Origin of the sequence: Candidatus Clostridium helianthi (assembly GCF_045310795.1) — a bacterium.
Classification (GTDB): domain Bacteria; phylum Bacillota; class Clostridia; order Clostridiales; family Clostridiaceae; genus Clostridium; species Clostridium helianthi.
Window position 1 is genome coordinate 17,211 of sequence record NZ_JBJIAB010000009.1, and the last position, 14,797, is coordinate 32,007.

21 protein-coding genes and 1 pseudogene are annotated in these 14,797 nt (G+C 29.9%); 20 read left to right on the forward strand and 2 right to left on the reverse strand.

Annotation, left to right across the window (positions count from 1 at the left end; all coding sequences use genetic code 11):
- Positions 1-60 precede the first annotated feature (60 nt).
- Positions 61-1,233 (reverse strand): tyrosine-type recombinase/integrase, encoded by a 1,173-nt coding sequence (locus ACJDTP_RS09155; protein WP_406760973.1) that lies wholly within the window; start codon positions 1,231-1,233, stop codon positions 61-63.
- Between the two features lie 252 nt (positions 1,234-1,485).
- On the reverse strand, positions 1,486-2,373 hold the full coding sequence (locus ACJDTP_RS09160) for a helix-turn-helix domain-containing protein (protein ID WP_406760974.1): 888 nt from the start codon (positions 2,371-2,373) through the stop codon (positions 1,486-1,488).
- Positions 2,374-2,515: 142 nt separating this feature from the next.
- On the opposite strand from ACJDTP_RS09160, the gene ACJDTP_RS09165 reads away from it, so the two are divergent.
- The 20 genes and pseudogenes from ACJDTP_RS09165 to terL all read left to right on the forward strand — a co-directional run bounded on the left by ACJDTP_RS09165 (position 2,516) and on the right by terL (position 14,797).
- Positions 2,516-2,719, forward strand: a complete 204-nt coding sequence (locus ACJDTP_RS09165; protein ID WP_406760975.1) for a helix-turn-helix transcriptional regulator — start codon at positions 2,516-2,518, stop codon at positions 2,717-2,719.
- Between the two features lie 240 nt (positions 2,720-2,959).
- A complete protein-coding gene (locus ACJDTP_RS09170) occupies positions 2,960-3,253 on the forward strand; it encodes a helix-turn-helix domain-containing protein (protein WP_406760976.1) in 294 nt (97 codons plus the stop codon).
- A 129-nt stretch (positions 3,254-3,382) separates the two neighbouring features.
- A complete protein-coding gene (locus tag ACJDTP_RS09175) occupies positions 3,383-4,162 on the forward strand; it encodes a hypothetical protein (protein WP_406760977.1) in 780 nt (259 codons plus the stop codon).
- 8 nt (positions 4,163-4,170) lie between these two features.
- Positions 4,171-5,541: a replicative DNA helicase gene (locus ACJDTP_RS09180; protein WP_406760978.1), complete on the forward strand. Its 1,371-nt coding sequence runs from the start codon at positions 4,171-4,173 to the stop codon at positions 5,539-5,541.
- Positions 5,542-5,553: 12 nt separating this feature from the next.
- Complete coding sequence (locus ACJDTP_RS09185) at positions 5,554-5,760, forward strand: hypothetical protein (protein ID WP_406760979.1); 207 nt, start codon at positions 5,554-5,556, stop codon at positions 5,758-5,760.
- A complete protein-coding gene (locus tag ACJDTP_RS09190; RefSeq protein WP_406760980.1) occupies positions 5,757-5,891 on the forward strand; it encodes a hypothetical protein in 135 nt (44 codons plus the stop codon). The genes ACJDTP_RS09185 and ACJDTP_RS09190 overlap by 4 nt, the downstream gene beginning before the upstream one ends.
- Before the next feature lie 108 nt (positions 5,892-5,999).
- On the forward strand, positions 6,000-6,311 hold the full coding sequence (locus ACJDTP_RS09195; RefSeq protein WP_406760981.1) for a hypothetical protein: 312 nt from the start codon (positions 6,000-6,002) through the stop codon (positions 6,309-6,311).
- A gap of 28 nt (positions 6,312-6,339) precedes the next feature.
- Entirely contained in the window at positions 6,340-6,483 is a 144-nt protein-coding gene (locus ACJDTP_RS09200; protein WP_406760982.1) for a hypothetical protein, read from the forward strand.
- 70 nt (positions 6,484-6,553) lie between these two features.
- Complete coding sequence (locus tag ACJDTP_RS09205) at positions 6,554-7,480, forward strand: hypothetical protein (RefSeq protein WP_406760983.1); 927 nt, start codon at positions 6,554-6,556, stop codon at positions 7,478-7,480.
- 121 nt (positions 7,481-7,601) lie between these two features.
- Complete coding sequence (locus ACJDTP_RS09210) at positions 7,602-7,766, forward strand: hypothetical protein (protein ID WP_406760984.1); 165 nt, start codon at positions 7,602-7,604, stop codon at positions 7,764-7,766.
- 63 nt (positions 7,767-7,829) lie between these two features.
- Positions 7,830-7,970 carry a hypothetical protein gene (locus ACJDTP_RS09215; protein WP_406760985.1) on the forward strand — a complete coding sequence of 47 codons (141 nt, stop codon included), beginning with the start codon at positions 7,830-7,832 and terminating at the stop codon, positions 7,968-7,970.
- A 167-nt stretch (positions 7,971-8,137) separates the two neighbouring features.
- Positions 8,138-8,290, forward strand: a complete 153-nt coding sequence (locus tag ACJDTP_RS09220) for a hypothetical protein (RefSeq protein WP_406760986.1) — start codon at positions 8,138-8,140, stop codon at positions 8,288-8,290.
- A gap of 71 nt (positions 8,291-8,361) precedes the next feature.
- Complete coding sequence (locus ACJDTP_RS09225) at positions 8,362-8,526, forward strand: hypothetical protein (RefSeq protein ID WP_406760987.1); 165 nt, start codon at positions 8,362-8,364, stop codon at positions 8,524-8,526.
- Between the two features lie 25 nt (positions 8,527-8,551).
- Positions 8,552-8,710: pseudogene (locus ACJDTP_RS09230) on the forward strand (antA/AntB antirepressor family protein); the annotation flags it as partial.
- A 503-nt stretch (positions 8,711-9,213) separates the two neighbouring features.
- Entirely contained in the window at positions 9,214-9,663 is a 450-nt protein-coding gene (locus tag ACJDTP_RS09235; protein ID WP_406760988.1) for a hypothetical protein, read from the forward strand.
- A 228-nt stretch (positions 9,664-9,891) separates the two neighbouring features.
- On the forward strand, positions 9,892-10,536 hold the full coding sequence (locus ACJDTP_RS09240; protein WP_406760989.1) for a recombinase family protein: 645 nt from the start codon (positions 9,892-9,894) through the stop codon (positions 10,534-10,536).
- A gap of 189 nt (positions 10,537-10,725) precedes the next feature.
- Complete coding sequence (locus tag ACJDTP_RS09245) at positions 10,726-10,875, forward strand: hypothetical protein (RefSeq protein ID WP_406760990.1); 150 nt, start codon at positions 10,726-10,728, stop codon at positions 10,873-10,875.
- Positions 10,872-12,836, forward strand: a complete 1,965-nt coding sequence (locus ACJDTP_RS09250) for a phage protein (protein ID WP_406760991.1) — start codon at positions 10,872-10,874, stop codon at positions 12,834-12,836. The genes ACJDTP_RS09245 and ACJDTP_RS09250 overlap by 4 nt, the downstream gene beginning before the upstream one ends.
- A gap of 18 nt (positions 12,837-12,854) precedes the next feature.
- Entirely contained in the window at positions 12,855-13,340 is a 486-nt protein-coding gene (locus tag ACJDTP_RS09255) for a transposase (protein WP_406760992.1), read from the forward strand.
- 8 nt (positions 13,341-13,348) lie between these two features.
- Positions 13,349-14,797 carry a phage terminase large subunit gene (gene terL, locus ACJDTP_RS09260; protein WP_406760993.1) on the forward strand — a complete coding sequence of 483 codons (1,449 nt, stop codon included), beginning with the start codon at positions 13,349-13,351 and terminating at the stop codon, positions 14,795-14,797.

Here is a 14,797-nt window from a genome sequence, read left to right on the forward strand (position 1 = left end):
AATGATGACCAAAAGTTTATACGACGTAAAAAGATGACTAAAAGTGACCACAAATTAGAGTTATTTATTATCATCATTAAGAGGTTTATATTTAAATATATTATCTAGTAATGCAGCAGTATTATCTCTCATATCATCCATAACATGAGTATAGGTATCTAATGTTTCAGATATACTCTTATGCCCAAGTCTTTCGGATACAACTTTAATATTTTCACCATTAAATATTAATAAAGTAGCATGGGTATGTCTGAGGGCATGAAATGTTATCTGCTTTAAGGACCTATAATTTCCTAGATCTTTATTAGGCTGTGATTTCATTTTATCATTTAATGAATCCTTATATTTTGAAATCTCACCAGTAAAATTCATAGATAAGTTTCTAGGATTGCACATGGATCCTTCACGGCTTAATATAACAAAATCAGTTTTAAGAGCTTCTCCTTTGATACTTTGTAAGTGATCAATTAATATTTCAGGTAAACTCATTTTTCTATGACTTGTCGGTGTCTTTAATTTATCTGTAAATATTAACTTTTTAGTGGTTCTATCATATATGACCTGGTGGGTAACAGTTAAATATTTCGTTTTAAAATTAATATCACACCAGCGTAACCCACATAATTCACCAATTCTTAATCCTGTAAATAGTTCGATTAGAATTGGAGTATAAAGATAGGTATCTTTTATTTCATTTAAGAAAAAGTCAATTTCATCTTTGCTCCAGAATTCAACTTTAGGCTTTTCGGTTTTGACTCTTTCAATATCTGTTGGTAAGTTATATATAAGTTTATTTTTTTGTGCGTACTTTAAACAATTATTTAATGTTTCCATGATTTTTTTGGCACTGGAAGCCTTAGCGCCTTCGTTAATGAGGCTATTATAAAAATCTTGAACAATCATATTAGTAATTTTATTTAGTTTGTGATGACCTAATTTAGGGATTATATGAGTATCTATTCTTGATCTATAATTAGTTATAGTGTTAGTGCTAATTGTATTTACTTTATATTCGTTAAACCATTTATTTATAAAATCTTTAAAAAGTACATTACTCTCTGTAGAGGCAATATAACCTCTATTCTTTTGTGCTAATGTTTCTGTAGCAAATTTTTCAGCATCTTTTTTTGTTTTAAATCCTTGTTTTATAACTCTTTGTCGTTTGCCGTTCTCATATACTAAAGGGATATCTACTTTCCAATTATACTTGGATAATTGCTTATAACTTGCCATAAATACCACCTTTCCTAAATGGATTTTAACTTAATCTGATATAAGCTTTTAATGTTCTGAAAACCTTAAGGACATATTCTTGATACTAATATCAGTATTAAGCGTTAATCTATTAATTTTTAGTATATCGAAATCCTTTTCTAAATATTGTTTTAGTATTAACTAATGCATTGTTTGTGGTTGCTAAGATTATTGATAAAGTAACCACATTTAATATGGGAATGTTATTTCGTAATCACTTATAACTTTAAGTTATTCGCTTTCTTTATTTTCAGCATACACAATAGACTTTATATTACTCAAAAGCGCACTATTATAAGAATTGTAGTTTTCAATTTCAGAATTAAGAGCATCCATGCTAAAGCTCAAATCATTAGGATCTTCTTTTAAACTTTCAAAACTAGCATTAACTGCAGACAATATATATTTTCCAGCATCATTTGTAATTAAGGCCGCTAATTGTTCTATATTATCAAATTTAAGTTTATTAATTAAATCTTGAATTGAATTAGTATGATATTTAGAGATAAGTACTGATAATACAAAGCTGTAAAGTAAAGAATTTTGCACTATTCTATTAGAAACTAAAACATTTTGCATTCGTTCCTTGGGACATGTTTTTATTTTATTATCTTCATCTAAAACTCCTTTTAATTTGAGTCTTTTTAGTATTTCATCACAAGTTTGTGCACAAATAAGGTAATTACTATTAATTAAGTTTTTGTTTTCTATGTAAAAATTAGTAAATAAATCAGGATTATCATTATAAATAATGCTTATCATTTTTGAAAGATAACTTTCTGAGATATCTTCATTATATTTTAAAGCTTCATCAATTACTTCAGGATCTATGTCTGCAAGCTCGCATATTAACTCTAAAGTATTTTCAGCATCAGCATCAAAATTTATTTCTAATGTCCTTATGATTTTATTTGTCAATGTTTCTTGGGTCTCTATTAAATAAGAAAGTGGAATATTTAGAGCAGTAGCTATATCACTTAAAACAACAATGCTAGGGTTTGATTTTGGATTTTTCTCTAAATAAGAGATATATTGGCCGGTTTTATTAATTCTACGTCCTAATTCCCTTTGGCTTATGCCAGCGGCTTCACGTGCCTTTTTTATATTTTCATTTACCATAATAAATACCTCCTAAATATATTATGAAATAACAAATGACATTTGTCAAAAAGTTTTTATAAAGCATAGCATTGACAAATGAAGTTTTGCAAAGTAAAATTTAAATAACAAATGACATTTGTCACTAGCAAGGAGGTGCAAAATGAAATATAGAATTAAAGGTTTAAGAGTAGGCGCTGGATATAAGGCAGGGGTGTTTGCTAAAGAAATTGGTATTTCAAGAGAATATCTTAGGCTTTTAGAAAATGGGAAAGCTCAAAATCCAAGTATTGAATTAATGAAAAAGATTTCTAAGAAATTAAACGCTTCAGTAGAAGAATTATTCTTTTCAGATGAAGAAAAATAAAAATATTTTTTATTTAATGCTATTTTTATAAAAATCGAGTTATGCTATGTGTGAATTTAGAAAAAATATAAATTCAAAATTTTTTTAGAAAGTTTTTAACAAAAGTAACTTTTCGAGTTAGACTATAAAAATCAATGAATCAAGTCTATTCAATTCTAAAACTTGAAATGTGCATATCTAAAAATATCACATCTAAAACAGGCGCAATGTCTATAGGAAATTATGTGGAGGTATATAAAAGTGAACAAAGCATTAGTTTATAAAGTTAGCGAGGTTGCAGAAATAATAAATAAGCCATCTGCAACAGTGAGAAACGAAATAAGAAAAGGGAAAATTAAAGCAGTTAAAAGTGGAACGGAGTATTTAATAGAGAAATCAGAGATTGATAGATATTTAGGAATTGAGACCAATGATGGAAGTCTAAGAAAAGATTTGGAGATAGCAGAGCTAAAAGGCAAAATTAAATCATTGGAAACACAAATAAATGCATTTAAACAAGTGGCAAGCAGTCTAAATCACATAATAGAAATGTAAAGGAGAATTATTGCATATGAATTTAAGGCTAATAGATCAATATATTTGTGTTTGTAAAATGTTTAATAAGCAACCAACATTTGAGGGATTACGGTTCTTTAAGAAAGCATTCAGATAGTAGGTGGTTGCTTGAATGGAAATGAAAATATATTCTTTAGAAGGTTTGATGGAACAGTAAGGAAGGTATTCTTTGATGATAAAGATAAATATATGGTTCTTTCTTGGATTATATTTAAAACTAATTATCAAGATGATTACCAAGGTCTAAAAAGAAATGAATGTTACTTTAGTTATTCAGTTGTTGAAAATGAATGTAATGTAAGTAGAAGGAAGTTGCAGAGAATATTGTTAGATTTAGAACGTGAAGGCTTTATCGCATGGATTCATAGAAGCAAAGCAAAGAACCAAAAAAGCATAATATTTTTAATAGAAACAGGATACGGTTCAGAGAACGGTTTGGGATACGGTTCAGAATACGGTAAAAGCATGAGAAATACTGATATCATAGACAATCAAGATACGGTTGGGGATACAGTTGGGGATACGGTTAAGGATACATCATCTAGAAATATATCTAAAAATATATCTAATAATATATATAGCCATTGGAACAGTAAAAAAATAATAGTACACAAATCTTTAAATAAGGATATTGAGAAAGCAATAGAAAATGCTTTAAAGAAATATTCGGAAGAAGAAATTGTACGAGCTATAGAAACCTATAATGAGATTCTGAAGGATGATGGATATTACTTTAATTACAAATGGGGCTTAAAAGATTTTCTTAGCAGAAGTAATGGAATAAGTACATTTATGAATGATGGTAGTAATAAGGTTAACTACGAGGATCATAAGAAGAAAAGCATACAAACTAAGAAAGTGGTTAACTACGATAGTTATATAGATTAGAAGGTGATATGTTGAATATTAATATAGATTTACTTAAGAGCCATGAGGTAGAGCAATCTGTACTAGCAGGAGGTATGACAAGAGACGGAGTTATGATTCTCGAAAGTCTCCAAGTAAGGCCAGAAGATTTTTATTCCAATAGGCATCAGGTGTTATATAAAGCAATTAGTGATACTTATAAAGAAAAAAATAACATTGACTTATTACTTCTAGTAGAATATTGCAAAAAGAAAAAAATACTTGATAAGGTCGGTGGTACAAGTTATATAACAGAGGTTTCAGGGTGCTTAATAAGTATTAGTCAACTAAACGCTTATGTAAATATTCTAAAGAACTACAGACTTAAGAGGGACGTTGTGGGGATATCTAAAATCATAGAATTAAAACAGGAACTAGAACCTAAGGAACTTCTTAATTTAGTCCAAGAGCAGATATTGTCGGTTCAAAAAAAGACGGATATAGAAAGAACACAAGAAGAGTGCTTAAGGGGATATTTAGAAGCAAAAGAAAAGTTATATATCGGAGAGAATGAAGAAGATAATGCTATTAAAACTGGACTGTGGAAGTTGGATGCTGCAATACATGGATTTTCAAAAGCAGAATTGATAACAATCTTTGCATTTTCTGGAGTAGGAAAGACAACTGTAGCTGGGCAATTAGCCTTGAATATAGCAAGGCATAGCAAAAAGAAAGTAATGTATTTCAGTTTGGAAATGACATATACGCAAGTTATGGACAGGCTAGTATCTAATCTAACTGATATAGAACATAGGAAAGTAAAATATCTAAATAAAGGTGAATTGTTAGATGAACAGTTAGTAAAAATCCTTACAACAGCATCTCAAATAAATCAGTATATATCAATCTATGATACTAGGAATCTAGGTGACATAATATCTAAAATACAGGTTGAAAAAATAAAAAGTAATGTGGATATTGTTTTTATTGATTATATATCGCTAATACAAGGTGTTAATGCAAACGAGGAAAGGATGAGAATAGCACAAATAACTCAAAAGTTAAAGGCATTAGCCAATACATTGAACTTGCCTATAGTAATTCTTGCACAAGCGACGCAGGCAGCAGAGAAGAGAAATTCAGATAACTATAAACCATATGAAAAATTATCAGATACAGACATTGCAGATAGTGCCAGCGTGTTTAGGGATTCTGATACCGTGCTAGGAGTGTATAGAAATACAATATTAGATGATCCAGGAGCACAACAAGATATTAAAGTAGATTATAACTCAAAGGACGCTACAATAAATCCAAAGTGTGTAAATATATTGATTAAGAAATGCAGAAATTCAACTAAAAAAACATTATCTTTCAGATGGGAGGGCAGTAAATTTAGGATTAGTAATTATGAGCAATAGGGGGTGTGAAAATTGGCATTAGATGAATTAGATGATATTCAAAGAGAAGTGAAAGCAGGTTACATGAAAACATTAAACAATATACAAAACTATTTCGGAAGTGAGATTAAGTACTTTGAGATCAAAAAAGATTCTATAAAGTTGGCGGCGGAAATTTTCGAAGAAAGCCTAAGGATGATTGAAGAAGAAAAAATGAAGATTTTAGGAGGCGGTATATGAAAGAAAATGAGAAATTAGAATTTTTAATATTAAGAGTAGGAGATAAATACTTAAAAGCACAAATCCAAGTGAAAATAATTGTAGGAAAGGTATTGGCAGGAGATATAAAGTTAAAAAAAAGCGATGAATAGATACTTGAACATTCATCACAGTGGTATTGTTATAAAAATTTAACTTCGCAACTTAAATTTTATAGCAATACCTCCCAAAAAGTCAAGAGAATTTAGGAGGATATGTATATGAGAATGGAAAAAATGAGGAAATTAATAAATAATGTTATAGAAAATGAATTTAATCATATTCAGGAAGATAAAGAACGTGATGAAGTATGTGCTGATAGTGAATTAAATTTATTGAGAAAGACTTTATTTGAGTCAATAGATGAATTAAGTGAGGCTGTACCAAATCAGGTAGAATTAATAGATAAATTGGATTCGGAATTTACAAATTATTATACGGCGCTCTGTAGGTATTATTTCAAAAAGGGTATTATAGCAAGCGCAACTAATCTTAAATTCTTAGAAGATGTTCCATTGATAGTTCTTATTTAGAATCAATAGTATAAGGATGGTGTTAAAAATGGTGAAGCTACAAATTAGTTATGAGATAGAAAAAGAAAAGGATAAAATTATTAAAATATTATTGGAAACATCAACAATCAAAAAAATAAGTAGACCAGCTAAAAGTGGTAGATATTATAGAGTTTATTTAGATGTAGAATAAAGATTTTAATTTAAGAGAGGGGATTGGGATATTCAGTCTCCTTATAAATGGAATAGGAGCGAATGTTATTATGATAACAGAGTTTAAAAGTAAAGAACAATTAGCAGAAGAAAGAAGTAAAAAAACAGAAGAGGAACTTAAGGCGTTTTTTTCTGATAAGGATTATGGAAGAATATGTAGAGTTTTTAATGATGAAGCAAAAGGAAACGATAGACTTGTTATAAGTAACAGTGTCATAAAGGCAAAGTTTAAATTAAGAAAAATATATGTAAAGTTAAATGAGTTATATGAAGACAGGAAAAGAACTAAGAAAATGTTAGAACTAAATTTAACAGCAGATAGAAGACAATATTATGAAGACTATTCAGAGGTACTAAATGAATATATAGAAAGTTTAGAAAAAGAGATATTTCATTATGGAGCTTTGTTGATTCATTCATATATTCCATTGCTAGATAAATATTTCTCAGATCATGAAATAATTCAGATAGTGAGCGGTTCAGAAAATAATGCTAAAAGAATAAAGCATTGTTGCGACAGAAAGGAGAACGGACAAAAATCAATAACTGATAGATTTATAATACATCATATAGAATACAGATGGAAAAAAGGAAGGTGCAGGGATTTCATGGACTGTCCGGAGTGGGAAATGCCATTGTTCAACTGTGTGAGTTCTTATATATGGAAAGCAATTGATTCTAACCCAAAAGCAAAAGCGGATATGGATAATTTCTTTGAGGAAAGTTTTGGCGATGCAATGATATATACCGTACTTGATTCTAAGGGCAATATTATAGGGTCGGAGAAAGTGGTTCAAACTTTAACTCAAAATGAACTTATTAAAGGTTATCAAGGAAGTTTCATAAATGAGTTAAAAAAGAAGTCTACATTTGATGAGGTGACTATCTATAGCGTTAAGCGTGTAGACAATAGTGTATACCATGTTATTGGAGAAGATAAATGCGTTATAGCAAGTATTTATAAGAAAGTAATGTAAATCTTAATAAAAATTATATTAATGTAATAATTACAATGGTGACCTTTTATGAATATATATCCAGTAAGTGAAGATAATAACTCTTAAGTTAGTATTATTTAAGGAGTTAGATAAATGAGATATGGCAAAACGAATTAATTATGATGAATTCACAGTAATATGTAATGGAGCTCCTAGTGAACAGGCTCTAATGAATTACTATAGCATACTAATTGATTTTTTAGTTGAAAGGTATGGAACGGATCCTGTAAGAATAGCACTAGAAGAACTAATAAGTGAAATGTAAAGATCTAATTAAGATAAGTGGATGATTGATAATAAACAGATAAATAGTACAGAGGGCGTTTATATGCATTACGGAATTCGATGTGAAGTAACTAATGAATTAAAAAAAACTAGTTGCACGAAACCTGCTTATTTTGTACGAAAATACAAAGATGACGAAAGGATATTTACTAAAAAGGAAAGCAAAGAAAAATTAATGAATTGAAACAGTTACTAAAATATCAAGGGCTCTAAACATTCCTATTAACGAACTTTTGAATAAGGAGGAAGAGAATGAAGAGAGTGATTCTTAAAATTAAGAAAAAAAGTAATGATAGTAATACAGTAACAAAATAATTCACATTATGTGTGGATAACTTATGGAGGTGAAATATGTCTAAAGTATTTTTAGTTCTACCATCTACTAAAGAGGGAAAAGAAGAAGTAGAAAAAAAATATTCTCGTATATTAGCACAAATAGTATACAAAAGATTGACTTTTGAACAAAGAGAAATGTTAATCGAAATGCTAAAAAAAGAAGAATAATAGAGATAAATTGAATAATTTTTTTTAAGTTAAACACTATTTATGTAAGCTAGATTAAGGAGACAGATAACATGCCTAAGAGAATTAATTACAGAAATATAACTGTAACTTGTAACGGCTCTCCAAGTAAAGAATCATTAACTAATTACTACAATTTATTAATTTATTATCATATAAAGAAATATGGTAAAAAGGCTGTAAAAAAAGCATTAGAAGAATTGATTAGCGAGGGCTAAGGACCAGCAGTATAATAAATTTAAAGGCTATGGCTTTACTGAAAATGACGACTATAGAGAACTGTGTACAAAAATACACACATCTAACGGAGCAGAACATGATGCTACAGATTATGAAATAACAGTAGATACGGCAAAGGAACTTTCGATGTTACAAAAAAGTGAAATATATAGTCATAAATAATTGAGCATGCTTACTAGAAAATTATGAATCTTCCAGTAGGCATGCTTTTATTTATTAATGGCTTAAGATCTGCGCATTAAATAAATGGTATTTCCAGAGGTTTACAAAGGTATACCCGAGATTTCCGATGCCTTAAAAAGAAAAAGTGATATTATTGTATAATTTAAGATACTTATGAAGTAGTTTTATATTTAATAATTCCAATAATGGTATGCTTACTGTTGATGCTATATTTATATATTAGTATTTCAAAGATATTTTAAAGTATATAGAGTATATAAAATATATTTAGTTATAACTTCTACATGTGATTTTGCCTATTGTTGCTAGCAATATCTAATCTAGTAAGGATACCTTTGATATTTATGAATAGGTCAGTTGTATAGTAAAAGTACCTATGTTAACTTAGAGTATTTTTTATTGGAGCCAGAGTTAAAGTTTACAATAAAATATTATTGTAAACATATAGTATATATGGTAAAAGTATATAGAGGTGATATTATATGAAGAAAAATATTTTAAAGTTTTTATGTGCATTAAGTATTGGAATTAATATTTTACTATGTAATTTTCAAACTACATACGCACAAGATAAAGTGGCATGGGATTATAGGTTTACAAATAATTATACTACTTCAAAGTATGTAGATTCTTCTAGATGGTCTTATAATCAATATGATAAAACTTGGAGCGTTAGTACACCAGATTTTGATCAAGTTGAAGTCAACTCATGGGTACTAACCAATGGAAAATGGTATTTTATTAATCAACAAGGCGTTATGGTAACTAATTGTTTAGTTCGTGATGGTTCAAAACAATATTATATGCAAGATGACGGTTCATTATTAACTAATGGATATTGCAAATATGGTGTACATACATCAGTTATAACAGCATATGCAGATGCAAATGGAGTATTAACAGACATTTCATCAGTAGATGAATCAAAATAAGTATAATAATTAAAGTGATAGATTGATCTATCACTTTTTTATATTGTATAGAAAAGATGGCGTCTATAAATCATATGATTTAATAAACAGAGAAAAATAAAGAAAAAGAGAGAAAGAATCCTGATAAATAGGTATAATTATTTATAAGATATGTCTACGATATTTGAATGTGTTTTTATAGACATATATAATAATATCATAAATAAATTGTTAGAGAAGGTTTATGATATGGTATTTGGATATATGAGAATCAGTACACAAAAGGAAAGACAAACAACAGATAGACAACGAATAACACTAGAACAGTATGCAATAACAAATAAATTTAAATTTGATAATTTAATTGAAGAGAGAATAAGTGGAACAATTCAAGCAGATCGTAGGCCTAAGTTTAATGAACTAAAAAGTAAATTAAGAAGAGATGATATACTAATTATTACTGATATTGACCGACTCGGTAGAAATGCTGACGATGTTATAATTGAATTTAAAACACTCAAAGCTGATGGAATAAGAGTTATTGCACTAGATACACCTTATCTCAACGAGTGGGATAAGATACAAGATTCGAGTTTGTATAATATGATAGCAGATATATTTATTACATTAAAAGCACATATGGCTCAGCAGGAGCGTGAAAAGATAGTTCAACGTATAAATCAAGGTTTAGAAGTTGCAAAAGCAAAAGGCAAGATTTTGGGTAGGCCAAAAGTACAATTACAAAAGGATTTTATAAAAGAATATAAGAAATTTAAAGCAGGTGATTACGGAGATATGTCAGCAATAGCATTTGCAAAGATGCTAGGGATTGGTAGAAGTACATTATATAAATATATTAAGTTATATGAAGAGAATTCTAATATAAAGAGTTAATTATGTAGTTAGATTATGTTATAATAGATATAAAGATAAAAATAAATATTTAAGTACCCCATCATATGATGGAAAGCATTAAGAATTTAATGGCTGCGGGAAATATTTAGGTTACAGACCAAAAGTACTGAACCTATTTATTACCGTGGCCTTTTTATTTTGTAAATTTGAATCAAGGAGGATTAAAAAATGGATGAAAAAGTCAGACAGACAAAAAGAGAGTATATGAGGGAGTGGAGAAAAAGAAATAAAGATAAAGTTAGAGCAGCCCAAGAAAGATATTGGGAAAAGAAAGCAATGGAATCAACAAACAACAAGGAGGGAGGGATAAGAGCATGAGTATACAAGAAACTGTATGGAAATATTTAAGATCAAAAGGAGTATCAGAGAATAGTACAGCCGCAATAATGGGGAACATTCAACAAGAAAGTGAGTTCAATCCCGATGAAGTTGAAGTAGGTGGGGATGGATTTGGGTTAATGCAATGGTCGTATGATAGAAAAATACAACTTAAGGCATATGGAACTGACTTAATACATCAATTAGAATTTTTTTGGTCAGAATTAACAGGAGAAAATACAAGTGCAACTGGAGCTGAATACCAATGGCACGAAAACAATAAGTATCTTTCGCATAGTGAATTCATGGCAGGTAGTGGAAGTGTAGATAGATTGGCAGAAGCGTTTTGTGTATGTTTTGAAAGAGCAAACGCACAATTAGCAAATTTAAGCAATAGAATAACTTGGGCAAATAAGTATTACAGTCAATTTACAGGAACAATAGGTGATAGTGCCAATAGTAATTCTGAACAATTAACCATTGAAGCAACCAATTATCAAGTTGTCGCCAATAGTGAGAAAAAAGGAGATATCTTTTTTGGAAGAAGATACAGGATAACAGTTGTTGATAATTCTGGTAATGCCTTAGATGTTTCAGATTTACATTGCACATTCAATATAGAAAAAACTATATTAATGCAACCTAATTCAAGTGCTATTACTATTTATAATTTAAATGCAGTTACTGAGAATAAGATTATGATGTCTGGAGTTAGAGTAACAGTAGAAGCAGGTTATGAAGGTTCTCAATTCGGATTAATATTTGATGGTGATATTCTTCAGACAATTCGAGAAAAAGAGAATGGTAATACCTATAAATTAACAATAGTAGCATTAGATTCAGATAGGGCTATAAACTTTGAAATCGCTAATTATTCTATAGCTAGAGGACAAACTGCAAGAGATATAATTGAACATATAGCCAGCAATGCGAGTATACCAATTCCACTTGGAAGTATTTCTGATAAGTTGAAGGGACGAACATTAACAAGAGGAAAAGTTATGTTTGGGAAAATAAGCGATTATATACAACAGATAGCTGAAAGTTATGACTTACATTTTTATATGGATAATGGTGTATTAAATCTAGTAAGCATGGATGAGCTACCAGATGGCGAGATATTCGAATTGAATCCAAGTTCTGGCCTCATAGGAGTACCTTCACAAACAGATTATGGATTAACAGGACAATGCTTATTGAATCCTCAAATTAAGCTTAATAGCCTTATTCATATAAATAATAGTTTGGTTAGAGCTAAGCAGATTGAAATTAACAGCAACAATTCTGCACCAAGTGCTTCAACAATCAGTACTGATAACAGTGAGAATATGCCAAGTGTAAACAGTACAAGGCAAGCAATTATTGCAGAAGCTAAAAGAATATGCGATGATCCAAATGTTAGATATAGTGAAGAAACAAGAGGTCAAACAATAGGAGGAATAACATATTATGATTGTTCCTTGTTTGTAAAGCACTGTTATGGAGTAGCAGGATTAGACATATTAGATATAACAACAAACCAATGGCAACAAGTAAAAGCGCAAGGGTTATATAATATAGATCTTCAAGCAGCTATAGCTGGAGATATTGTATTTTGGTTTAACGGAGATGGTAAGTGTTATCATGTAGCTATATATGGCGGTAACAACGATATATATGCAGCAAGAACAGCTAATAAAGCAGGTGATGAACAAGTATCTTATGGACCTATTTATGGTGACTATGTTATAGGTAGACCAAGGCCACTTATAGATGCGGATGGTGGAGAATTACCAAGTGTAACTAATGATACAAATTCTAATACAAATAATTCTCAGACTTTATTTAGATCCCTTGATAAAGATGGAATCTATCGTGTTATAGCTATGACGTATCAAGGTGATACAAGAGGAAATGATTGGTATATAAATTTTCAAACAATTACTCAAGAAGGTGGAGTAATTCCATCTGTTGCAAGTTAGAGGTGGTGATTATAAAATATGGCTAAATCAAAATACGAGGAATTCGTAAAAGGTAAATTAATATTAGTTGAAGGATGGGCAAGAAATGGATTAACCAATGAACAAATTGCACATAATTTAGGAATAAACCCAGATACACTTTATGAATATAAAAAATTGTATCCAGAGTTTTCAGAGGCATTGAAAAAGGGTAAAGAGATAATAGATATTGAAGTAGAAAATGCATTACTTAAGAGGGCATTAGGCTATAAATATATAGAAAACACTCGAGAGGTAGATGAAAAGACCGGAGAACTAATAATAACTAAACAGGTTGAAAAAGAAGTACAACCAGATACTACAGCGCAAATATTCTGGTTAAAGAATAGAAAACCATCTGAATGGAGAGATAAACAGGAGATAGAGCATACAGGAGAAACTAATATAAATATGATAACAATCACTCCAGAAGAAAGACAAAGACGTATAGATGAACTTAAAAAGAAATTAAATGAAAATGAATAGGTGATGCTATGCTTACAGATAATGAATTATTAGAGTTAGAAGAACTTTTAAAATTAGAACAAATAGATAAAGCAAGGGGGAACCTAATTGACTTTACTAAATGGACTTTCTCTAATTATGAAATAAGTGACCATCATAGAAGATATGCTAATGCACTTGATAAGTTTTCTAGAGGTGAGATTAAAAACTTAATGGTATTTATGCCACCTCAGCATGGCAAATCAGAATTATGCAGCAGAAGATTACCAGCAAAACTCTTAGGAGATAATCCTGAGCTAAGGATAGCATTAGCATCTTACAATCATAGTTTTGCTAGTAAATTTAATAGAGATGTACAAAGAATAATAGACAGCGAAGAATATAAACGAGTTTATTTAGATACTAGGCTAACAGGGAAAGGCTTTAGAGGTGAGAATAATTGGTTAAGAAACTCAGAAGAATTTGAAGTTATTAATCATAGAGGAAGTTTTATAACTGTTGGTGTTGGTGGTGGATTAACCGGTAGACCTGTTGATATAGGAATAATAGATGATCCTTATAAAGATGCAGCGGATGCATGGAGTCCAACAATAAGACAAAATGTGCAAGATTGGTATGATACAGTATTTAAAACTCGTCTACATAATGATAGTCAGCAGCTTATAACCTTAACCAGATGGCACCAGGAAGACTTAGCAGGAACAATATTAAAAAGAGAATCTGAAGAATGGTATGTTGTTATATTCCCTGCTATTAAAATAGGACCACCAACAGAAGATGACCCAAGAGAAGAAGGGACAGCATTATGGGAAAGCAAACATAGTCTTAAAAGATTGCTATCAATTAAAAAGCAAAATTCCTATGTATTTGAATCCATGTATCAACAAAATCCGAAACCAGCAGAGGGATTATTATTCCCTATAGAGGAACTTAATAGATTCACAATGGCGGATATTAAAGATAGGAATAGTGATGGCATTATAGCGGCAATTGATTTAGCAGATAAGGGTGAAGACTTCTATTGTATGCTTATTGGTTCAATTATAGATAGAAAAGTTTATATTATTGATTGTATATTTACTCAGGAACCGGTTGAAAAGACAGAACCTTTAACAATAGCAATGCTTGATAAATATAGGCCTAATAAATGCAGAATAGAAAGTAATGGAGCAGGTGAAATGTACTGTAGAAGCTTAAAAAACAAATGCAGAGAGAAAGGTTTTTATGTACGTTTGGATCCAGTATTTACTACAGCCAATAAAGAGACTAGAATGTTATTATCGAGTGGACAAATTAAAGAACATATGTATTTTCGTTCGGATTATACGTACAACAGTCAATATGGAAAGTTTATGGATAACTTAACTGGATATACATTGCAAGGGAAAAATGAGCATGATGATGCTCCGGATACTGCTACAGCATTAATAGATATGATATTAAAAAGTTCATACAGACGAAGAACTGATATTAAATAA